This is a genomic window from Tenacibaculum amylolyticum (assembly GCF_964511145.1).
GTDB lineage: Bacteria > Bacteroidota > Bacteroidia > Flavobacteriales > Flavobacteriaceae > Polaribacter > Polaribacter amylolyticum.
This window is the reverse complement of record NZ_CAZEFZ010000021.1, coordinates 17,264-40,329: the sequence shown is the minus strand read 5'-3', so window position 1 is coordinate 40,329 and position 23,066 is coordinate 17,264. Positions and strand designations below refer to the sequence as shown.

Genomic DNA, 23,066 nt, shown 5'->3' with positions numbered 1-23,066 from the left:
AAAATGGAGAGTTATAAATATACTTCTGTTGTTTGTAGTAGTATTCTTGTTGTTGAAAGGTGTAGTTCTGTTACTTTCAGATTTTGAATGGTTACGCATATAGAAAGTTCTATTTTTGTAGTATGAAACCATTATTCAATCGTATTAACTACAAAGAGTTAGCGTATCAAGTAGTTTTTTTAACGATACTTTTCTTTTTGTCTTCATTTAACAAACATACTCCAGAAATAAAATTACATTCTGTAGTGTTTTTCTTAACTTATGCTTTGTTATCGTTTAGTGTTAGTTATTATTTAACGCCTAAGTTTTTATACACGAAAAAGTATAAAGAGTTTGTTATAGGGTTAATAGTGGTGTTTTTATTGATGTATCTTTTAGAGGAATTGGTGCTAGAAAAAATCTTCTTTGATAACCATAGAGCGGAACATGTTAGTAATATTTTTTATACACTTTTAGATATTGGTCCTTTACTTATTATTATGGTAAGTTTTAAGTTAGCGTGGGATTCTATAAAAAAACAGCGTGAGTTAGACAACTTACAGTCTACCGTAAAAGAAAGTGAATTACAGTTTTTAAAATCACAAATCAATCCTCATTTCTTATTCAATAACTTAAACAACTTGTATTCATATGCAATAGAAAATTCTCCAAAAACACCTTCTATCATTTTAGAATTGTCTTCTGTATTGCGTTATATGTTGTACGATTGTAAAGAAGATTTTGTACCGGTTTCTAAAGAAGTATCACATTTAAAAGATTTTACAGCCTTAAACGAATTGCAGATAGAAAATAGAGGAGAAGTCGAGCTGATAACAAATATTGCTGCTAACGATTACAGTATCGCTCCTTTAATCTTAATTATGTTTGTAGAGAATGCTTTTAAACATAGCACAGCAAGCCAAAGCGAAAATATTCGTATTCGCATTCTATTAGATGTTTCTAGTAAAGGTGTACTTCATTTTGTGTGTGAAAATAGTTTTTTACCTAATGGAAATAATCAAAGTTTATCTGCTGGAATTGGGTTGCAAAATGTGAAGAAAAGATTAGATTTACTATATCCTAATAAGTATACGTTAAAGATTGAGGAAGAAGAACCAACGTATAAAGTAGATTTGACAATAAAGTTACATGCTCTAAAATAATCAAATTGAAAACTTGTATAATCATAGAAGATCAGCCACCAGCACAACGTATTTTACAAAAGTACATTGGCGATTATGGTGTGTTAACATTAAAAGGAACGTTTTCTAATGCAATAGATGCGATTACTTTTTTGCAACAAGAATCTGTTGATCTTATTTTCTTAGATATTCACTTACCAAAGATTTCTGGAATGGATTTTTTAAAGACAATGCAGCAATCTCCGCAAGTTATTTTAACAACAGCATTTTCAGAATATGCATTGGAAAGTTATGAATATAATGTTGTAGATTATTTATTAAAACCTTTTTCTTTTCAGCGTTTTATACAAGCAGTTACTAAATGTTTTTCGAAGTTAGGAACAGTTACAGAAACCCAGAATAGTATAGAGAAAAAACAACCTGAAACTTTTTTTATAAAGCAAGGTTACGATTATATAAAGGTAAAAGAAACGGCTATTTTATATATAAAATCAGATGCTGATTATTGTGAAATAGTAACTAAGGATAAGAAATATTTAAGTAGTGATACGTTAAAGAAATGGCTTCAAAAATTAGGAGAAGATTTTTGCCAGGTTCATAAATCGTACATTCTTAATTTTTCTCAGGTAGAAAAAGTATCTGGAAATAAAGCTTTTTTAAGTAATGGAGAAGATGTTCCTATAGGAAGAGCTTATAAAGAAAGTTTCTCTAGCAGGTATTTAAATGAATAAAGTTAGGAAGCATTTTTCTTTCCTAGTGGATATAATTCCTGATGTAAAAAATCATTAGGAAATTGTTCATCTCCTTCAAAACCAATTTCTATATCACGTCCAGAATGTGGAATATAATTCGTTTTAAATAGATAATCCCAAATACTAAGTGTAATTCCAAAATTCACACCATTTCTACGTTCTTCAGGAAGCTCTTTTGCATGATGCCAAATGTGCATTTTTGGATTGTTTAAAATGTATTTTAAATAGCCATAATCCCAATTAATATTAGCATGATTTAAGTGTCCGATAACAATGTTGAAAAAATGAACTATAGCAACATCTTGAGCTGTAAATCCGCCCATAATAGCTAGCGGAATATACTTCATTGATTTGTACACTACAGGCTCCATCCAATGATATCGTAAATGAGCTGCAAAGCCCATTTCTTTTACAGAATGATGTACTTTATGGAAGTTCCATAAAAACTCATATTTGTGCAATAAGGTATGGGTGTACCACTGAACAAAATCGATAACAATAAAAAAGATGGCAATGCGTAACCAATACGGAAAGGTATTGATATCAAATAATTGAAAGTTTGTAATAGACAAACCAAAGATGCCTAAAACACTATTAAAAGCTTCTGCGGTAGTGTTGGATAAAGCAATGAGAACAATTAAATTCAATAGAAAAAAATTGAAGAACATATAAAAGGTATCCAACCAAAAGTCCTTTCTAAAAATCGATTGATTTTTACGCCAAGGAAATGCTATTTCTAAGCCCCAAACCACAAGAGAGATAATGATTAAACCATAAAAATAATTCTCCCAGTTGAGTTCAAATAAAACCGATTGCTTTAAATAATTCCAATAATCGGAATAAGATTTAGAAATGATTTCCCAGTATTTATTCATGTTATAAAAATACGACTAAAAGTGTATTTGTTATTGTCGGTTTTTGTAGAGGTTATTTACATTTAACTACAAATAAACTTAGTGAACTAAAATGAGGAATCAGTTTGCTTTTTTAGCTTCTACTTTTTGAATTTGCTTAATATTATACTTTTCTAAGGCAGTTAAAAACGATGTAACATTTTTATGTTGTGCATTGTACCATTGTATCTTCTTAAAATAGGTATCCATTTTACCATTAGGCTTAAAAATATATCCATAACGAGCAAAGATTTCATTACGCATAATTTGTAATTGACTTTTAGATAATTTGTTGAGTTCTTCAATGGTTAGACGTTTTGAAGAAGCTTGTGGGTATGTTCCTCTAAAAGAACGAGGAGATATAGGTAACTTGTAACCTATTTCATAAGTACCATCGATTACCCAAGAATTCCAAGGAATTTCAATTTTTAAACCTTTAGATGTTTCACTACCTTCTTTATAGGTAACAAACTGCCCAGAAGTTTGATCTGAAGTAAACTTCCCTTCTGAGTTGATTTTTATGTTGGTTAAATTGCTGTACTTCCATTTCCATTCTTCTGTACCTTCTTCCCAATAACCTTGCATTACTTGTCCAATAATTAAAGAATCTACCATAAACAATCGTAAATCAGATTCAAATTCACTATCCCCAAATTTATAAAAGCCTTCATAAGCTGTTAGACTTTTAGATTCCCATGGTTTAATTTGATCTTCTGAAATATCTTCAGGAATAATGTTTTGCGTAAAAAGAGAAGAGGTTATAGAGAAAAATAGTAAAAATGTAATGTGTTTCATTTGATTAACTATAAAAAAATACTCTTGTTAATATGTCATTTTTTCTCTATTCCAAAATACATAAGAAAAGAGTCCAATACCAATAAATCCCATTGCTATTATACCAAACTTTACCCCTAAAATAGGGTTGTCATAGAATGTGTCATTAAACAAAGCAAAAGCCAAAGTCATAAGCTTAGTTGGTAAAAAAGCTAAACTTACTATAGTAGCTAAATATTTAGGGTTGGTGTATTTTGTTAAAATAGAGTTGACTATAGGTGCTATTAGTATTTCAGAAACAGTTAAAAAGAATAAAGAAATTATAAAAATAATTGCGTGTTGTTCAGTTGGAAGCTCAGGAATAAAAAATAATATATTTAATGATATAGTACCAAAAATAAAACCGAGCATAAGTTTAAAAAATTGAGAACTATAAAAGTAACTCCATAGAATTGTTGCTATTAAACTAATTGGTAAGGCATAAAAAGCATTAATGGATTGCCATTTGTTTTTTAAAAAATCAAAAGATGAAATCTCATCAAATTGTTGTTGTAACCCCAAAATTCGAATATTAGCGATTTGGTAAATATTCCAAAAAAGTGCTATAACAATAAAAGTAATACTAATGTTTATAATTTTTTTGTTTATTGATAGCTTATTGTTTTTAATTTCAGATGCTATTTCTTTTTTTAAAATTACAAAGGGAATTATTGAGATTAATGTTACTATACCAGTTATAATAAATCCAATATTATAGCCATAATATTCTCCTATATATCCTAGTAACATAATACCTAAGAATGCACCTAAATTTATAGCCAAATAGAATAATGTAAAGCCTGAATCTAAAAGCTTTATTTTGTTTAAATATAATTTACCAAAGCTAGAAATAATGTTAGGAGTGAAAAGACCACTACCAGTTACAGTTAAAAATAAACCAATATAGAGTCCTGTCATTGAAGGAATACATAAACTAAAAGCACCTATTGCCTGAGTAATGGTTCCAATAATGATTGATCTTTTATTACCAATGACCAAATCGCCTAATAATGCTCCAATAATTTTAGAAAATATAAGTGCAGTAATAATCCAACCATATATTTTAAAAGCTTCGTTATTGTCCATTTTAAGAGTTCCGTCAATCATATAAAGAACAACCAATGCACGAAGTCCATAATATGAAGCTTTTTGAAACATTGCTGATATACTATAATAAAAAGCTTCTTTGCTGTGTTTTTGATTTTTAATCTTTTCCATTTAGAATTAAGTATTAGCAGTTTTTATAATGTAAATTTAATTAAAATCTTTCTTTTCACATATAACCCCAAAAACCACATTGTATAATGTAGTTTTTGGTAACGATAATTACTATGTAATACTAAAAGTAGTACTACTTAAAATAGAATTTTGTCCGTTATGCTGAGGTCGTAATCTGATCCTTTAAGTCGATAATCTCTTGTAGTTTTACCATTTCTTTTTTGATTCCTTTACGTATTACGATAAAAAGAATAATTCCAATAACAACATAAGAAACATCAATAAGTACTATTCTCCAAAATGGCATGTGTTTGCTAAACTCAGGAGTAATTAAATAAAAACCAATAGTATATAATATTACTACAATTGGAGCCACAATTTGATGGATCGTTTTTCTGAATTTATGGAAGATCAATAAGTTTTCTGTAGCAGTTAAGGTACTATCTGATTTATTAACGCGCTTTGCTTTGTAAATACTAAAGATTTCAATAATGATTCTAAAAATTAAACCAGTAATCATTAACCCTGCACCAATTCTACTTAATGATTCTTGTACAGGAGCTACATAATAGAAGAATAGCGAAATTACAATTAATGTAATAGACAAAGTGCTAATGGTTCCGTAATAGAAAAAGTAATTTTCTCGTTCCTTTTGTTGTATCTTTTTATGAAGATCGTTTAAACTGCTAGCAGAAAACGCAATGTGCTGTTGATTGTTTTTCCACTGTTGTTGTAGTGATGAAAATTCGTTATTCATGTTAACTGTTTTTTAAAATTTTTTCAAGACGTTTTTTAATTCTGTGAATTTTAACTCTAAGGTTGGTAGGTTTAATACCAATAACTTCTGCAATGCTATCGTAATCCTGATTTTCCAAAACCATCATAATAATTAAACGATCTAATTTTTCTAACTTTCCAATGGCTTCGTACAAATTTTGGATGTTTTCATTAGTTGTTTCCGCCGCTTCGTTGGTTTCACTTTCTAAGGCTGTTGCTGAAACTTTGGTAACTTTACTATCCTTTTTTACGTATTGCAAACAGGTATTTACGGTAATTCTATAAATCCAAGTTTTATAAGAAGCATCTGCTCTAAACTTTGCTAAGTTCTTCCACACACTTATAAAAACTTCTTGCGCTAAATCGTTGGCAGTATCTTTATCACCTTTTACAAATCCCAAGCACATTTGTAAAACCATAGGGTGGTATTGGCGATAAATTGTCTCGAAATTTTGGTTCTTATTTTGTTTCATTGATTAAAAAATCGTTTACAGATGTATAAAACCATTCTGGTTGATCAAACATAACAAAGTGCTTGCTTTTAGAAGCCATTTTTAGTGTTTTGTTAGCTAAGTTGGCATATTGCTTCTGATAGTTTTTTTCTGCTACAACTACATCTGGAAAAGAGGCTCCTAAAATTAATACTTCACAGTTTACATCTTTTAAAGCTTCTCTTAAGTCTAACTTTAATAAATCCGTGTATCCAAATACCCATGTTTTACGATCTGCTTTAGTAATCCAATTAGTTAACGTTTCTTTCTTACTCTCGTCGTAGGTCATATTAGCAGCCATCATTTTTGCCATGTTGTTAAACTGATTTGCATCCATGTTTAGCATTTGATTGTTATACGGACTTTCATATTGTAATGTTTCTGCAGGAACATTAGGCATCATTACTTCTCGCATACAAGGTAAGGCATCTACAATAATAATTTTCGAAATTTTGTTAGGTAAAGCAGCTGCAATATCTACGGCTAAATTTCCCCCCATACTATGCCCAATTATCACTACATCAGACATATTTTGATCTTTTACATACGATATAATATCATTTTTAATTGTAGCATACCAAGGCATTTTAATAGGAGCATTTCCGTTAAACCCAGCATATGAAAAAAGATATGATTTTCTATCTAAGTTTATATTTTCAACAGTTTCTTTCCAGATACTACCTGGCGTTGCGAATCCTGGAAGATATAATACAGGTTTTCCTTTTCCAATTGTTTCTACTAGAAAAGAAGTAGGAGTTACTTCAGAAATGTTTTTAGTAAATCCGAAGCTGTTAATTGAGCTTATTAAAAAAGCTACTAAAAAGATGGTTTTAATTGACTTGTACATTCTATATTTTTTTAAGGTTATTTTACCCTTTGATTATAAAAGGTTTTAATTGTTACACCCTAGCCAATTTTTTTTTTGATTTTTTTGAAGTTGTTAGATAAGAAGGAAAGAAAACTTAATAATCTGTTTTTTTAAAGAAAGATTACTTCGTCGTTCCTTCGAGTAACCTCAGGAAACGCTCGTAATGACGTTTAATAGTATGTTATTGTAAGCCAATGAAGCATGGCGATCCTTGTTAAAAAAATAATGCCTTCCTGAAATAAATATCAAGAAGGCATTGTATGACAACATAAAAATAAAAAAACGATCTACTAGCAAATCAAAAATCAAATCTATAATTCATTTTGAAAGCAATACCCCAATTTTTTCGAGTAATGTCTTGATTGTAATTGTCTGAAATAACTAGATAGATATATGATAAAGGTTTGTACTCCCATTGTAAACGACTATTAATATTAAAATTATCAAACTGTGTGTTGTATTGTATATACGTTGTCCAGTTTAAACGATTCGAGAAAAATATTTCGCCTGTAAAACGAGCTAAATGAAAGGTAGCTTTTCCTAATTCATTTAAATCAATGCCATTACGTTCATATCTAATTTGCAAACGCGCTAAAGGAGTGAGTCGATATTGCGTATTGATACGAATACGATTTTTATGACCATTATAATAGCTACCATAGCTTATATCTCCACCATATTGAAATTGTTTGTTATCGGCAGAATCATATCCCATTCCAAAATCTAAATATTGATACAAATTCGGAAGAATAGGATTGCCATTATTTAAAGGATCAAACGCATATTTTAGCTGTACGTATTCATAACGCAAACCACCATACACAGAAGATTGATTTTTAAAAACCAAGTCATTATTTAACACTGTAGTTGCTTGCGTTATGGTTCCTAAGTCATCCCAATAGCTTTGATTAGACATATTGAAATATCGATGTCTATCAAAAGTTGTAGAGTTTTTATAAAATTTAGTTAAGCTAATGCGACTGCTAGCTTGCGTGTAACCTTCTCTAATAGTCGTTCCAGTCAATGCATCAAAATTGTATAAACGAGGTGTAAAACCTACATCTGTAATATAATTTGTACCAATTTTTCTAACTCCAAGGTGTCCAGACGCGTTAATATTATTGTACCAAATTCCTAGATTATAAAATTTATTATCTCCAGAAATATTATTGGTAGCACTTCCAGCAATATTGGCAAGTCCCGTCCATTTATTGTTTTTTGACTGATAATTAATGTTAACTCCAGCAACTCTGTTATAGTCATTCAAAAAAGAAAAACCATCCGTTTCTTGTCTGTTAATTAGAAATCCTGTGGCTGTAAAAGCGTTCGATAATTGCTGTTGTATAACTAAAGCTCCATAATTTTGAGAAGGAGAATTATCTTCAGATTTTGTAGCTACATTTAAAACACCAAGTCGTGTTTTTTTACTAATATTTCCAGAGAGTTTTAATCCGAAAGAAATTTCACTATTTGCCCCAATACGTCTTGAATAAAAAGGATTTACACCGCGAACTCCTAAACCAGTAAACAAATCACTATTTTCTAAAAAGAAATTACGTCGTTCAGGAAAAAATACTGAAAACCTACTTAAGTTTGTTACTTGCTGATCTACATCTATTTGAGAAAAATCAGGGTTAATAGTTGCATCTAATTTTAAAGAAGAGCTTACATTAAACTGTACATCTACACTTGGTTTTAGCGTTGTATCATCGGTATTATTCGTTACATCTTTCGCATAGTTCATCGTAACTGCTGGGGTTACAGCAAATCGAGAAGTTTTATTTTCAGATAAGTTTTCTACTTGAAAAGTTTTTGCAAAACGTAAATCAAACAATTGGTAGTTACGATCTATAGCAGTATTTGTAGTCCATTCGTTTAATTTAATATTTCTCGTATGAAACATTACGCCCCATTCTGGGCTATCTACTTTATATCCTAGGGCTTTTAAAGGAATTTCTATTTCATATATTTTCTGATTACCTTTTGTAGAAGTTTTGGCATTCCAAATAGTATTCCAACTAGTATTTACTCTAAATCCATCACGATTTCTAGCTACTAAAGCATCTATTAAAGCTCCCCCCATATTTACAATAAAGAAAAAACCAGATTGTTGTTGTTTGTATGTGTCTATAATGATTGCAAAAGAATCACTTTCTGCACCAGAAACACCAATATGATCTCGTTTTAAGGAACCTATTTGTACGGTAGGATTAACATCTGTATATACAGCACTTATGTATAATTTTTCTCCGTTATGAAACATTTTTACTACTGTAGTATTAGGGGCTAAACTTCCGTTGTTAGGAATGTAATTTTTAAAATCCTTTTCAGGAATAAGTGTTTCCCAAATAGACTCGTTAAGTTCTCCATCTAAATCAATAGAAGTATTACTATAAACAATGCGTTGTGCTTGTACTTGCAATAGCGTTATGCACATAACAATTAGCATTAGAATGTTTTTCATGTACTAAGTTTAAAAAGTTAAGCAAAGTGTTTGTGTACAAATACACACTTGATTCACAAAACTATTTTAGAAGTAACCGTTTATTTTAAAAAGTAGACGAACACCTTATTTTGATGTTTAGAAAGTATAGTTTTAAAGAAACAAGACTTTGTCTACAATACAATTGTTTTTAGCGACCAAACAGCGGTTTTAGGCTACTTTTTTAAGGTGAGCTTATTAAAATTGTATTTTAGTGCGCGCATGAATCGTTTTAAAAAAGCATTACTATTTTTTAAAGTACCCTTACAGCATTTGTTGTTTTGGATAGGAGTATATACTTATTTTATAAGTACGAATTACGATAGTGGCTATATAGAAGCTCTAGAACATTATGCGATTTATGTATTTAGCCAAATTGTAGTAGCGTACACAATGTTGTATTTTTTAATCCCTCGTTTTTTAACTCCTAAAAAGCATTTTAAATTCAGCATTGGTTTATTCATACTAATGACTTGTGTATTTATTGTTTTTGTAGTTTATCATCAGTACTACTATATACCAAAATATTTAGAACCTCATGAAAAAATAACTTACAAAGCAGCAGAAGGTTTTTGGAGAAAGGCATTGAGTTTTCGTGCTTTTTTAGGAAAGTCAATTCTAATTTTAACACCTACTATTTTACTGGTAATAGCCAAGTTTTACAAAGAGAAACAAAGTTATTTAGAACTTAACGAACAGAAAAAATCTGCAGAGTTATCCGTGTTAAAACACCAATTAAATCCTCACTTTTTATTTAACACGCTAAATAATTTATACGCATTAACACTTCATAAATCAGATGAAGCTCCAGAAGTAATTGCCAAACTTTCTGAAATGCTAGATTACATGTTGTACGGTTGTAACGAACAGTATGTGCCGTTGCAAAAAGAAATAGAATTAATAGAGAATTATTTGGCTTTGGAAAAAGTTCGATACGATGATAGAGTAACAATAAATTTTGAGAAAAAAGGAACTACAGAGGTTCGAATTGCGCCTTTAATTCTACTTACTTTTATAGAAAATGCTTTTAAACATGGCGTGTCTCATGCTTTGCAAAAAGCTACAATAACAATTCGTATTGCTGTGCAAGGAACTCATATTTTGTTTGATATTAGCAATTCCATCGCGAGAAATATTGCTGAAGAAACTAAAGAAAGAATTGGGTTAACAAATGTGAAAAAACAGCTGGAATTATTGTATTCAGATAGTTATTCTTTAACGATTAAAGAAGCAGAAAATTGGTTTTATGTACATTTAAAACTACCAACAAAATGAGGTATAAATGCGTAATAGTAGATGATGAAAAATTGGCTAGAGGACTTATACAAACACATTTGTCTCAGCTAGATGATTTTGAATTGGTAGCGTCCTGCGGAAGTGCTATTGAGGCAAGTAAAATATTACAAGAGGAAACGGTAGATTTATTGTTTTTAGATATTGAAATGCCTGTGTTAAAAGGAACGGATTTTTTTAAAAATTTAGTATACAAGCCCAAGGTTATTTTTACTACAGCTTATAGAGATTATGCCGTAGAAGGTTTTGAATTAAATGCTGTAGATTATATTGTAAAGCCTATTACGTTTCAGCGTTTTTTTAATGCTATAGAAAAGTTTAGAACATTGCAAAGAAACAGCAAGACAGTTTCTGTTACTGAGGCTATAACAACTCAAAAAGATGCATTTATCTATATACGAAAAGAGCGAAAGCAAGTAAAAGTATATTTAGATGCTATTTTATATGTAGAAAGTTTAAAAGACTATATTAAAATACATTTAGGAGCAGAAAACCATGTTACGAAATCGAGTATTTCTGCTTTTGAAGAAAAGCTAGATAACCGATTTATCCGAATACATCGTTCTTATATTATTAATAAAGATAAAATTACTGCGTATACCAAAAATGATGTTGAAATTGGCACTATTGAAATTCCTATTGGAGACAATTACCGAAATAATTTGATGAAGTTATTGCCTTAATCTATCTCAAATAGAGAGATTACTTCGTCGTTCCTTCGAGTAACCTCAAGAAACGCTCGTAATGACGTTTAATTATGGTCATTGTGAACGAAATAGAATGAAGTGTGGCAATCTGTTTTTTCTTTCTTTTTTCTTTGTATGATAGAACCCTGAGTTATATCGAAGGGTACTTTTAGAATATGCTTCTTTTTTCGTCATTGCGAGCGAAATAAAATGGAGCGCGGCAATCTGTTTTTAGTTCTCGATACAATTTTACTCCGTTATCACTTTGTAAAACCACTACCATTGACGGCTTTTATAAGGGTCTGTTTTAAAGATAGTTAGGGTTGTGTAAAAATAGTAGTTTCCCTCTTTCTTTTCCTTGATGAAAAGAAACAAAAATCAAGACTTCGAATAAAAATTTGAGAAAATACTACGGAACCTTCCTCTGATAAAAAGAACTCGCTCACGCTCAAACAGCTTTTTATCTTACAGCCAACGCTACTTCCTTGATTTTTTAAATTTTGATTCAGAGGTCGCTTTTTTTAAGAGTGCTATCATTTTAACCATCTCTTAAACGAATTAGTCGATCTTTACAGTAATGACGTTTCATGATATGTCATTGCGAGCGAAATGCAATGGAGCGCGGCAATCTGTTTATAATAACCTACAGTAAAAATTTTGTTCAGCGTGGTTCGCTGATGGTTTCCACAGTAAAAGTTTTGTTCAGCGTGGTTCGTTGATGGTTTCTACAGTAAAAGTTTTGTTCAGCGCGGTTCGCTGATGGTTTCTACGGTAAAAATTTTGTTGTACGGAGTTCGCTGATAAATTCTACAACCAATAGTTACTTATTTTTTATATCTTAAACCCTCGAAAAACTTATATCGAATAGTCCCCCTATTCCTTTTGTTTTTATTTTGAGGTGCTTACTGTTAACAATAATAGTAATGCTGAGTAATTTGATATCTTTAAAAATAAATAATAGGTTGTATTAATGAATATGAAAAACGAAAATAAACAAGAAATTAGTAATGGAATTGGTATAGCAGCGGAGAAAGCTCTTGAATTTTTAGAAAAAATAATAGGTGGTCCAATAATAGAAGGAACAGGAATTCTAACTGATAAAATTCAATATATTAGATTTAAAAATAAGGTTGATAGGACTATAAAAGCTATAGAGTTTCTAAAATCAAAAGGAGTAACAATGCCTAAAAAAATTCCTATAAAAGACCTTAGTACTCTTTTAGAATATTCTTCTTACGAAGATAATGAAACAATGCAAGATTGTTGGTCTAATCTTTTAGCTAATACACTAGATCCTGAAAATATTTTTGATACTTGTTATATTTTTAGTCAAGTATTAAATCAGTTATCCATATCAGAAGTTGTAATTTTAAATTATATGTTTATAAATTCTTTTCAAAAATCTAGTGAGGATAGACCTTATTTTGAAAAAAAGGAGTTAGTTAGAAAGTCCGAATCAAGATTAGAAATGGGAGTATTAATAATTGATAATTTGTTAAGGTTAAGATTAATTGAAGAAGAACCTCCTAGATTAATAGAAAGAGTGAGAGAGAATTCAGATAACTTTGATAATAAAATAATAACCACAGAATTGGTACTAGCCGATTGTTATCGATTATCAAGTTTTGGTGTGCAATTAATGAAGCAAATCATAAATTAAGTTATTGTTTTGTAGTCTAGAGAAAATTATAGCGCATTATTATAAATTTATATCTAATTAAAATGAAATAATCTTTAAAATTAGATTTTAAAGATAGGACAACTGTTGAGAAAAAAGGAATTATAGATTTAGTTGTTAATATTTATAATAAAGAAGGGAGGACTAAACTTTAATCCGTCATTGTGAAATAAAAAAAGCGAAGCCATCTTTTTAGAATAGAAAGATGGCTTCGCTTTGTACAAGTTATACCCTTCGATGAAGAGATTGCTTCAGTTGTTGACTTCGACGTAGCTCAGTCTCCAACTTTACAATGATGTAAAAATTTAAAACTGATACTTCAATCCTAACTGTGCTTTCCAACGAGAATTGATAGGATCCAATACCCAAGGTGTTGCACTTTCATCTATGGTAAACTGATACACCGGTTGGTTGTTTTGTACGCCTTTAAACTCCAGTAAATTAAAGTTAGAGTTCGCTACATTAGGTACAAATACCAAACGCCCCCAGTTTTTATTTAATAAGTTTAAGACATTAAAAATATCTAAACTCACTTGTAAATTGTCTCCATTAGCAAACGGAATATCGTATAAAAGCTTTGCGTCTATTTGATGATTCCAAGGCGTTCTTCCGCCATTTCTTTCTGCATAACCACCGCGATTTTCACGTAAATAATCGTTGTTTTCTATAAAACGATCCAAACGATTCCATTGTTCTTGTGCAGAAACTAATACCGCTCCGTTGGTATCGGTAATATCTTGTAACTGAATTTCACTTTGATTGGCTGGAATGTACACCAAATCGTTTCGAGACGAACCATCTCTGTTTACATCGCCTTGATACACGACAGAATATGGACTTCCTGAAGTTCCGGTATACAATGCCGAAAGTTGTAATTGATGGTTGTTTTTAAAGTTGATTTGATAACTGTTAGATGATACAATTTTGTGACGTAAATCGAAATTAGAAAATGCCAATGCAGGATCGTTTGAATTGATCGCTTGATTCCATTCAAAATTAGCAGCAGAGGAGTTTCGTACCGTACTAGAAACATCTTTACTTCGTCCATAAGTATAACCTACAAAACCAGCATAATTATCGGTTTGTTTAGAAAGACTTAAGTTGATATTATAACGATATCCTTTGTTGGTATTGGTTAATAAAAACACATTCGTAAAATCATCGTTTACACGTGTTCCGTTGTAAAATAAACGATTGTCTGCTCCTGAGTAAGAACCAAATTCTAAACGTCTGTTAATCGATTGGAAAAAGATTCCTTTCAACACATCGGTATAGGTTGCTTCCGCAGAAAATTGGAATCTGTGTGGTAATTTGGCATCAAAACGAATGCGACTTTTCCATTCTCTTGGCAACTCAAAATCATTGTCAATTAAATTGATTTCTGTTAAGCCTGGTTGTTGCGAAGCTAAATCGCCTAAGTTTTCTACTAAAGGAACGGTGTTTCCGTTTGGACGAATATCAATATTAAAATAATCGGTTCCAGAGATATATTCTGCATAAGCAAACCATAAATATGGAATTCTACCGGTAAATAATCCAGTTCCTCCACTCAGTTTATAGTTCTTGTCTTCGTCTAAAAAATATTCAAAATTGAATCTTGGATTGATGTGCGGTGCAGTATCAATAGTATTATCAAAACCGCTAAACTCGGGTGTGTTTTTTACCAACGGACTGATTGGTAAATTGTCTAATAACAATTGGTTGTCTAAACGAACTCCTAAACTAACAGAAAGTCGATCATTCAAACGGATTTTATCTTGTACGTAAAAAGCTGAGGTTAAAATATCAATGGTGGCAGAAGGGCGGCTATTTACAAAATCAAACGTATTGTTGCTTACATGATATACTCCACGAATACGAGACGGAAGATCGTTTAAGAAATCGTCTACAGATCTGTAGGCCCAACGTCCATTCCAAGCAGTTAAGAATCCATAATCAATATCGTTGTATTGAAATAATAAACCTCCTGTAATGGTATGATTGTTTTTATAATAGGTAAGCTTATCACTTAGCTGAAATGTGTTGAGGTTGGTATTGTAAATAGAAGCTTCTCTATATGTTCCTGCAAAAATACGATTCGATCCATCGTTAATTTCTATATGAGGAAAAATACGTCCGTCATAACTTCTATCTTCTTTTACTTTGTTGTATCCTAAGGTTAAAATGTTCGAAGTACTTTCAGATAACGTAGAGTTTAACTCCAACGTAGTACTGTTTAAAATGCTATTATGACGATATCCTTGGTTTCCAAAGTTAAATACCGCTTGATTCCATTCTAAATTGTCTGCAAAACTCTTAACAAAGTTATTTCTTAAGGTTAATTTATGGTTGTTTGAAAGGTTGTAATCTAAACGCGCGAATAACTTGGTAGAAGCGGTTTTAATATCGCTACTTTCATAAGCTCCCGGATCGTAATTATAATCGTTAATTAATTTATCGGCAATCGCAATTACGGTTTGTTGATCGATGTTAGAAGCTGCAGTTCCTGGTGCTCCAATTAACGGGATTTTACTCAATGCTTGTTCTACATTTACGTAGTAAAACAACTTGTCTTTCTGAATAGCGCCACCAATTTCTCCTCCAAATTGCACATCGTAAAAATCATTAATAGTTTGTTGAATTCCATCAGCATAAGAACCTACTAACCATTGATTATTTCCATAACCATATACACTTTTCTTTGTCGTATTGGTACCATTTTTAGTCACCACGTTAATGTTTGCTCCTGTAAAGTTTCCAATACTTACATCGAAAGGTGATGTTTTTACAGATAACTGTTTAATAGCTCCAAAACTAATAGGCTGACTACGAGATAAACTTCCTGGTGTTCCGTTGGCAGAAGAACCAGCAGCTCCACTAGCAGGTTCCTGAAATCCAACTACATCATTACTCGCAATCCCATCAATATTAAAGTTATTAAAACGATTACTTGCACCTCCAAAAGAGTTTAAGTTGGCTTCCGATAAATTACGTGTTAAATCCTGAACACTTCTGGTAATGGTAGGTGTTTTTAATAGCTGTTTGGTACTAATTACAGAAGGATTAATTCTGTTAGAAGTAGCAGAAATCACGACTTCTTCTAAATTCGTACTTTCTTCTTTTAAACTAATATCTACCGTACTGGTTTTTCCTAATTGTATGATAACACCCGTTTTTGTATAGGTTTGAAACCCAATAAAACGAACTGTTACTTTATAAGAATTCCCTGGTGGAATATTCGGAATTACATACAAACCTGATTCTTGTGAGGTGGTTCCGTAAGCAAAATTAGTTTCAGTATCGGTAATAGTAACGGTTGCATAAGGAACTGGATTTCCTTCAGGATCGATAATTTTTCCTTCTAAGTTACCCGTAGTTTCTTGTGCGTAAATAGCAAAAGTAGTTAAGAGAAAAGCTATTAAAAATTTGATTTTCATCTGTATTAATATGAATTTAATTTATTTAGATTAAGCGTATATATACGTCACTTTTAGTGCTGTGAATACTAAGAGTGGCGTGTTTTCTATTGAAAATAGTTTCGTGTTATAGTATAGTGGGAGAACCTTTGTTGTAAAGGAGTTTTGTATAAATGAAACGTGGTTTCGTAGCATTAATAAAAACACTTACAATTGTTTGTTGTAACAAAGCAAGGATGATTTGCCTAAAAGCATGTGTTTTGTACTTGAATTGTTGTACAAAGTGATACAAGTCTTGCTTTGCATCAATATCTTTTAGTGTTGTTAAAAGATGAATTGAGTTGGTAGCTTCTTTAACTAAGTAGTTTTGTAAGGCTTGTCTTACGCTAGTTGTTTGCCATGGAAGGGCTGCAAAAGATTCCTTTTCAAATTGATGTTTGGAAATTCCGATTAAATAAACTCCACCATCTATAGAAGGTCCTAATGTATTTTGTTGTTTTTGAAAGTTTTGATGCGCTGTTAGTAATTGTTTCGATTGTAAATCTGGACTATCATTTCCAATAGTAATGATGTTTTTATAACCTTTACTAAAAACATCGGCAATTGCATTTGCAAATCGTTCTCCAAAAGTAGTTCCTATTTGTAAATCATCTGTGTACACAACAAGATCGAGTCCAGTTTTTTCAGCTTTACGAATGGTTTGTTGCGTCAAATGTTCAAATAGCGATTCGCCATTAAGAATATTCTTATAGGTTACCTCTTTGCTAGCAGCATTGGTAAATAATAAGATGGCAGTATCTGTCTTTCTTTTGAACATGTATACAAAATAGGTTGTTAAAAGGTCGACATAAATACGGAGACATTACAGGTTTTTTAAAAAAATGTTAGTTGAATGTTAATTGGAGGTAAATTTTATGATGTTATTGTTTTAAAGAAAGTTCTTAAGTAAGAAAAATGTGACTAATTCCTCTTTCTTTTCATTGATGAAAAGAAATCGACTTTAGGAGATTCATGAACACTTAAACAAATCAAAAAGCCGTGAACTAAACAAAAATCAAGACTTCGAATTAAAATTCAAGAAAATACTACGGAGCCTTCCGCTGATAAAAAGAACTTGCTATCGCTCAAACAGCTTTTTATCTTTCTGCCAACACGGCTTCATTGATTTTCAAAATTTTAATTCGGAGGTCACTTTTTTTAAAGGATGGTATCATTTTAAACATCTCTTAAACGAACTAGAGTTAAATACGTCGATTTCCTACGCTAGATAATAAAACTAATCAAAAACCTCGAACTGACATTTTTAATGAGATTCAACTTAATAGATAATAACTGATACCAAGGGACTTCAGTCCCTTGTAAATTTACAGTACTATGTAGTTAAGTATGTGTTATTTGTTTTTCTGCCAGATAAGGTAAAGGAATAGCTAAGAATTAAAAGTAACATTAGTAGTAAATATTTCATCTGTTTTCCCATTCTTTTTTTAAGATTCCGTAGCTCACAGAATCAAAATATTTTCCGTTTACAATTCTTGCATTTCTATATCGAGCTTCTTCTCGTAAGCCTATTTTTTTTGCTAGTTGTATCATACCTTGATTCCCAGACCAAGTGGTTAAACCAATTCTCACAAGTGCTGGTTTTTCTTTAAAAACTTCATCTATCCATAATTCTAAAGCAATGGCGCCAATTCCTTTTCCCCAGAATTGATCGTTAAAAATAACAATTCCAACCTCTAACCAATTGGTTTCTTGAGATCGCCAATACCAGCTTACTTCTCCTATAAGTTCATTGGTCTCATTAGAAATAATTCTTACATTATCTAATACAGATTTCTCTTGTAACAAGTCATCTCTAATTGTTTGAATTTGTTTTTTGATTTCAGTACTATTTTTCTTTTTGAAATATGGGCCGTTTAGCTCATGATATTTATGTGTAGGAAGTTTCCAGTACTCATAAGCTTCTAAATCGTCTAGTGTAAGTTTTCTTAATTGTATCATAGCGAGTTAGGGTATGATCTTATAATTTTTTGACAAGATAGTAAATCAAATCATTTCAATTCACTTACATACATAACCTAAAAAATAACCCCTTTTGAAATTCAAAAGGGGCATTAATATTTTAAAAAGTATGTAATAATCTTTTTAGACTATTATTTACTTCTAACAACATCCACCACCATCGTAATGGAATGTAGATTCTGAGAAATAAATATCATTCCTACCTAAATCTTGTAATGCAGCAGCAGTTTTATCGCATACAGCTAATGGTTGATTCTGTAATAAAGTATGTCCTTTACCATCATCAAAATATTCTTCTTCACCAAAGTAAATAGCAGCTTTTCCTGTAAATACACAAGGTCCGTCTTCTGGCATTGGATCTTTAATAGCAGCAACTTCAATAGACTCTATATAAATTAATTCGTCTGTTGGATAATTTACTGGATCTAATATTCTATAAGGCTTTCTAGCTCTAATTTCAATGGTTCCGAAACCAGCATCTGTTAGCATTTTAACATATTCTGCAATTGGTAAACTTCCACTTAAACACAAAGCACGTAAACGTTCGTCGTTACGCAACGTTTCGTTCATTGGTTGCTCGCAAGTAGGATCGCTCATAACTAAACGTCCGTGTGGCTTTAATACACGATACATTTCTGCAATAGCTTTCTTTAAATCTTCTGCTTTAAAAATGTTGAATAAACAGTTCTGTGCAGCAACATCTATAGAGTTATCTTCTAAAGGAAGGTTTAAAGCATCTCCTTTACGAAGGTCTACAAATTCACTTTTAAACCAATCGTTTTGCTCTTCTGCTTCTACAAAGTTCTTTTTAGAAGCTTCTAACATTTCGTCTACTACATCTACACCAATTACACCTCCTTTTTGACGAGAGAAATAAGAGAATTGTAATAATTCCATTCCTCCACCAACACCTACATATAATACTTTAGGATTGTTAGTTAAATCTCTTGCATGTACTGTAGAACCACAACCGTAGTTCATTTCTTGCATGATTTTTGGAATTTTTAATCCTGGTAATTCCCAAATAGGATTGGTAGTACAGCATAAACCAACATCTGGTGTTAATGCCGCTTCTTTATATACGTCTTTCGTTGTTTCTAAATAACTCATTCTTTTGTGTCTTTTTTCATTAAAAAGTCTATCGAAAATCTATCAAGTTCTTTGGGAAGTAATAATAAACTTACCAAAAGTATTGTTCTGTATAGTACGTGAGATAAGTCCCAAATAGGATCTTTTAAGCCATGTCCAATAGTTACAATAACCAATACAGATGCTAAGGCATACAAAGAAATATCTCTTTTAAATCCAATAATTAATAAGAAACCACCTATTAACTCTATAATAGAAGTGTAGTAAGCAGTCATTAATAATAATGCATCGGGTAATATTTCTGAATAACTAGCTGCAAAGAAGTTTTTATATACGGCATCTAAACCGAATTTAAATACTTTTCCAAAACCTTGAAAAAAGAAGATAAAGCCTAATAATAGGCGAATTGTTAATACAGCTATTTGTTTATTCAGCATTATAATTCTTTTATTAATTGTTTGAAGATTGTTACCAATTTAGGTTCCGCTTTTGCTGCTACAGCTATAATTTCTGGAATGTCTATAGGTTGTAAGTTTTTAGGATCACATTCATCTGTTAATACAGAAATTGCACAACATGGCAATCCTATTTGATTCGCAACTATCACCTCTGGTACAGTACTCATTCCTACAGCATCTACTTCTAAAATTTGCAACATTCTGTACTCTGCTCGTGTTTCCAATTGTGGTCCAACAACACTAGCATACACACCTTCATGTAGCGTTATGTCGTTATTTTGTGCAATAACTTTCAGTTGATCGTTTAATTTTTTATCGTAAGGCGCTAACATGTCTACAAAAATGTTCCCAAAATCATTAGCTCCTTTAAAAGCTAGTGGAGAACCTCCTTGTAAGTTTAAGTGATCTTCAATTAACATTAATTCACCTTTTTTATACGATAAATTAATAGCTCCAGCAGCATTCGAAATCAATAAATTTTTAATTCCCAATCCATGCATGGTACGAATTCCATAGGTTACTTCCCATAAATTATATCCTTCATAAAAATGGAAACGCCCAGACATTACAAGTACTTTCTTACCTGCCAAATCTCCATAAATTAATTTTCCTGAGTGAAATTCTACAGTTGCTACAGGAAAATTAGGAATTTCATTATACGGAACTTCTTTTTCAATGGTAATTTCGTCTACTAACTTACCAAGTCCTGTTCCTAAAACAATACCGATTTCAGGGTTTTCAATTCCTTTTGATGTAAGAAAACTTATAGTCTCTTTTAATTGTTGTTGTTTCATGAGTTTAAAAATTGAGCGAATGCTGGATGATCTTGAATGTCTTCAACGAAATCCACATCGTTTAAAACAGGGAGTAAAAATACGTTTTGTTTTTCTAAATCGGATAGGGTAGCAGCACGTACTGTTTCGGTTCCCCATGCTTTGTTTTGAAATATAGCAGGATATACTTGTTTTAATGCTAATAAATAATAGCCACCATCTTCTGCAGGACCCATTACAACATCGTGTGTATGCAATTGTTCAAAAGCATTTTCTATATGTTGAGGTGTTAAGTCATATAAATCACTTCCAATAATAGCTACTTTTTCATAACCATTCGCAAATGCAGTTTCAAAGGCATGTTGCATACGCGCACCAAGATCTTCACCTGATTGCTGAAACTTCTGATATATTTGAGCATCCCAAATATCATTTTCTCTCACTTTTACAGAGTAAAAAACAGCTTTATCGACTGTAAGTTCTTCTGCTATTGTTTTGGTTCTGTTTAGTAAGAATTTATAAATCTCTAAGGCCTTTTCGTCTCCTATAGATTTTGCAAGTCTTGTTTTTACCTTTCCTAATTCTGGATTTCGGGTAAAAATCATCAACAAGTTTTTACTCATATACTTTTATTCCTTTTGTAAGCCACTTGCCCCATTCTTTGTTAAAGGCATGGACTTTTTCTGTAGTTTTTTTCTGATTATTGATGAGGGAGTATCCGTTATTTTTCCATTCAAAAATACCTCCGTATAAATTGTATACATTAGTGTATCCCGCTTTAAGAAGTTGTTCCCCAATATCTTCAGAACGAATTCCTAAAGAACAATATACTACTATTTTTGAACTTTTATCTTTGGGTAGCTTTTGTAGTGTCTTTGTAAGGTTAAAATGATCGTATCCAACGATAAGCGCATTTTTTAAATGACTTACGTTGAATTCTTGAGGTTCTCTGGTATCTAACAAAACAACGTTCTCCTGATCTTTTTTTAAATCTGTTACAGAAATATAAGGAACACTTTCACTATTATATTTTTTCAATACTCTTTTTAAACTTTCTTGAGAGAAAGAAGTTTGTAGTAAAAGGAATGAAAAAAACAGTAGAACGTTTTTCATAAGTATTACGCTACAGTTCCTTGACAACTACTTCCGGCTCCAGCTGTACAACCATAACAATGCTGGTTAATGATAATGTTTCGGTTTTGTAAAAGTTCTTCGTTGTATTCTGAGATATGTTTTACTTTACTTGCTACTTTTAAATTTAGCATTTGATTAAAATCACAATCGTATAACCATCCATCCCAACTAATAGAAAGTGTATTAGTACACATTACATTTTCTACAGCCATAGGATTATATGCTTCTACCAAAGCATACATATAATCTTCATAATTTTCAGAAGCTATTAAGTAATCTAAAAATCGGCTTATTGGTAAGTTTGTAATGGCAAATAAACTATTGAATACAATATCGAAATCTTCTTTTAAAGCTTTTTTGAAGTCATTTTCCAAAGCGGCTTGATCTCCTGGTAAGAAAGCTCCTGATGGATTGTACACCAAATCTAATTGTAAGCCTGTTCCTTCTTTACCATAACCAACTTCGTTTAGCATTTGTAATGCTTTTATCGATTTGTCAAAAACACCATCACCTCTTTGTTTGTCTGTTTTTCCACGTGTCCAGTGTGGCATTGAAGAAACGACATGTACGTTGTGTTTTTTGAAAAACTCTGGCAAATCGTAATATTTCTTATTGGCACGTATAATAGTAAGATTAGACCGTACAATAAAATCTTTAATACCAGCTTTAGAAGCTTCTTCTACAAACCAACGGAAATTTGGATTCATTTCTGGAGCTCCACCTGTTAAATCTAAGGTATGTGCTCCTGTTTTTTTTATCACGTCTAAACATTGTTGCATAGTTTCTATCGTCATGATCTCTTTACGATCAGGACCTGCATCTACATGACAATGTGCACAAACCTGATTACACATATACCCTAGATTGATTTGTAAAATCTCTAGTTTTTTAGGTTTTAAAGGAAATTGACTAGTTTCTTTTATTTTTTCAGCAAACGTAGGCAATTCACCATTTTTAAAAATACCATTCGATAATATTTCTAATTGACGTTGTGTATTGGCTAAATCGTTGTTTCTAGATTTTAAAGATTTTTTCATTATTCCATCACGCTGAGTTTGTTTCAGCTCCTTTCTTTCTAATTGTTTTGTAATAAAAAGTTCCCAACTTTCGTTGGGATAAGCAATCT

Annotated in this window: 21 protein-coding genes; 5 read left to right on the top strand and 16 right to left on the bottom strand. The window is 31.3% G+C overall.

Features of this window, described 5'->3' with window-relative positions:
* Positions 1–122 precede the first annotated feature (122 nt).
* A complete protein-coding gene (locus ACKTTC_RS08000; RefSeq protein ID WP_408039282.1) occupies positions 123–1,142 on the top strand; it encodes a sensor histidine kinase in 1,020 nt (339 codons plus the stop codon).
* 5 nt (positions 1,143–1,147) lie between these two features.
* Entirely contained in the window at positions 1,148–1,852 is a 705-nt protein-coding gene (locus ACKTTC_RS07995; protein ID WP_408039281.1) for a LytR/AlgR family response regulator transcription factor, read from the top strand.
* 2 nt (positions 1,853–1,854) lie between these two features.
* On the opposite strand, the gene ACKTTC_RS07990 is transcribed toward ACKTTC_RS07995, so the two are convergent.
* The 7 genes from ACKTTC_RS07990 to ACKTTC_RS07960 form a co-directional block, all read right to left on the bottom strand.
* Positions 1,855–2,748 carry a sterol desaturase family protein gene (locus ACKTTC_RS07990; protein ID WP_408039280.1) on the bottom strand — a complete coding sequence of 298 codons (894 nt, stop codon included), beginning with the start codon at positions 2,746–2,748 and terminating at the stop codon, positions 1,855–1,857.
* 99 nt (positions 2,749–2,847) lie between these two features.
* On the bottom strand, positions 2,848–3,561 hold the full coding sequence (locus ACKTTC_RS07985) for a YARHG domain-containing protein (RefSeq protein WP_408039279.1): 714 nt from the start codon (positions 3,559–3,561) through the stop codon (positions 2,848–2,850).
* Positions 3,562–3,588: 27 nt separating this feature from the next.
* Complete coding sequence (locus tag ACKTTC_RS07980) at positions 3,589–4,797, bottom strand: MFS transporter (protein WP_408039278.1); 1,209 nt, start codon at positions 4,795–4,797, stop codon at positions 3,589–3,591.
* 157 nt (positions 4,798–4,954) lie between these two features.
* Positions 4,955–5,554, bottom strand: coding sequence for a hypothetical protein (locus ACKTTC_RS07975; RefSeq protein WP_408039277.1), 600 nt, complete (start codon positions 5,552–5,554; stop codon positions 4,955–4,957).
* Between the two features lies 1 nt (position 5,555).
* A complete protein-coding gene (locus ACKTTC_RS07970; RefSeq protein ID WP_408039276.1) occupies positions 5,556–6,047 on the bottom strand; it encodes an RNA polymerase sigma factor in 492 nt (163 codons plus the stop codon).
* On the bottom strand, positions 6,034–6,912 hold the full coding sequence (locus ACKTTC_RS07965) for an alpha/beta fold hydrolase (RefSeq protein WP_408039275.1): 879 nt from the start codon (positions 6,910–6,912) through the stop codon (positions 6,034–6,036). The genes ACKTTC_RS07970 and ACKTTC_RS07965 overlap by 14 nt, the downstream gene beginning before the upstream one ends.
* Positions 6,913–7,231: 319 nt before the next feature.
* A complete protein-coding gene (locus ACKTTC_RS07960) occupies positions 7,232–9,397 on the bottom strand; it encodes a DUF5916 domain-containing protein (RefSeq protein WP_408039274.1) in 2,166 nt (721 codons plus the stop codon).
* A 240-nt stretch (positions 9,398–9,637) separates the two neighbouring features.
* Between ACKTTC_RS07960 and ACKTTC_RS07955 the strand changes: the two genes are divergently transcribed.
* From ACKTTC_RS07955 to ACKTTC_RS07945, 3 genes are all read left to right on the top strand, one after another.
* Positions 9,638–10,690 carry a sensor histidine kinase gene (locus tag ACKTTC_RS07955; RefSeq protein ID WP_408039273.1) on the top strand — a complete coding sequence of 351 codons (1,053 nt, stop codon included), beginning with the start codon at positions 9,638–9,640 and terminating at the stop codon, positions 10,688–10,690.
* Positions 10,687–11,391 (top strand): LytR/AlgR family response regulator transcription factor, encoded by a 705-nt coding sequence (locus tag ACKTTC_RS07950; protein WP_408039272.1) that lies wholly within the window; start codon positions 10,687–10,689, stop codon positions 11,389–11,391. The genes ACKTTC_RS07955 and ACKTTC_RS07950 overlap by 4 nt, the downstream gene beginning before the upstream one ends.
* A 973-nt stretch (positions 11,392–12,364) precedes the next feature.
* Positions 12,365–13,054 carry an Abi-alpha family protein gene (locus tag ACKTTC_RS07945; RefSeq protein ID WP_408039271.1) on the top strand — a complete coding sequence of 230 codons (690 nt, stop codon included), beginning with the start codon at positions 12,365–12,367 and terminating at the stop codon, positions 13,052–13,054.
* A gap of 323 nt (positions 13,055–13,377) precedes the next feature.
* On the opposite strand, the gene ACKTTC_RS07940 is transcribed toward ACKTTC_RS07945, so the two are convergent.
* The 9 genes from ACKTTC_RS07940 to arsS all read right to left on the bottom strand — a co-directional run bounded on the left by ACKTTC_RS07940 (position 13,378) and on the right by arsS (position 22,980).
* Positions 13,378–16,488: a TonB-dependent receptor gene (locus tag ACKTTC_RS07940; protein WP_408039270.1), complete on the bottom strand. Its 3,111-nt coding sequence runs from the start codon at positions 16,486–16,488 to the stop codon at positions 13,378–13,380.
* 106 nt (positions 16,489–16,594) lie between these two features.
* Positions 16,595–17,284 carry a TIGR04282 family arsenosugar biosynthesis glycosyltransferase gene (locus tag ACKTTC_RS07935; RefSeq protein ID WP_408039269.1) on the bottom strand — a complete coding sequence of 230 codons (690 nt, stop codon included), beginning with the start codon at positions 17,282–17,284 and terminating at the stop codon, positions 16,595–16,597.
* Between the two features lie 644 nt (positions 17,285–17,928).
* Positions 17,929–18,465 (bottom strand): GNAT family N-acetyltransferase, encoded by a 537-nt coding sequence (locus tag ACKTTC_RS07930; RefSeq protein ID WP_408039268.1) that lies wholly within the window; start codon positions 18,463–18,465, stop codon positions 17,929–17,931.
* A 162-nt stretch (positions 18,466–18,627) separates the two neighbouring features.
* Positions 18,628–19,596, bottom strand: coding sequence for an arsenosugar biosynthesis arsenite methyltransferase ArsM (arsM, locus tag ACKTTC_RS07925; RefSeq protein WP_408039267.1), 969 nt, complete (start codon positions 19,594–19,596; stop codon positions 18,628–18,630).
* On the bottom strand, positions 19,593–20,012 hold the full coding sequence (locus ACKTTC_RS07920) for a DoxX family membrane protein (protein WP_408039266.1): 420 nt from the start codon (positions 20,010–20,012) through the stop codon (positions 19,593–19,595). The genes arsM and ACKTTC_RS07920 overlap by 4 nt, the downstream gene beginning before the upstream one ends.
* Positions 20,012–20,827, bottom strand: coding sequence for a purine-nucleoside phosphorylase (locus tag ACKTTC_RS07915; RefSeq protein ID WP_408039265.1), 816 nt, complete (start codon positions 20,825–20,827; stop codon positions 20,012–20,014). Before ACKTTC_RS07915 ends, ACKTTC_RS07920 begins: the two co-directional genes overlap by 1 nt.
* On the bottom strand, positions 20,824–21,429 hold the full coding sequence (locus tag ACKTTC_RS07910; RefSeq protein ID WP_408039264.1) for a TIGR04282 family arsenosugar biosynthesis glycosyltransferase: 606 nt from the start codon (positions 21,427–21,429) through the stop codon (positions 20,824–20,826). Before ACKTTC_RS07910 ends, ACKTTC_RS07915 begins: the two co-directional genes overlap by 4 nt.
* Positions 21,422–21,919 (bottom strand): rhodanese-like domain-containing protein, encoded by a 498-nt coding sequence (locus ACKTTC_RS07905; RefSeq protein ID WP_408039263.1) that lies wholly within the window; start codon positions 21,917–21,919, stop codon positions 21,422–21,424. The genes ACKTTC_RS07910 and ACKTTC_RS07905 overlap by 8 nt, the downstream gene beginning before the upstream one ends.
* A 5-nt stretch (positions 21,920–21,924) precedes the next feature.
* The gene (gene arsS, locus ACKTTC_RS07900; RefSeq protein ID WP_408039298.1) at positions 21,925–22,980 is read right to left on the bottom strand and encodes an arsenosugar biosynthesis radical SAM (seleno)protein ArsS; all 1,056 of its coding nucleotides are present in this window, start codon (positions 22,978–22,980) and stop codon (positions 21,925–21,927) included.
* Between the last annotated feature and the right edge of the window lie 86 nt (positions 22,981–23,066).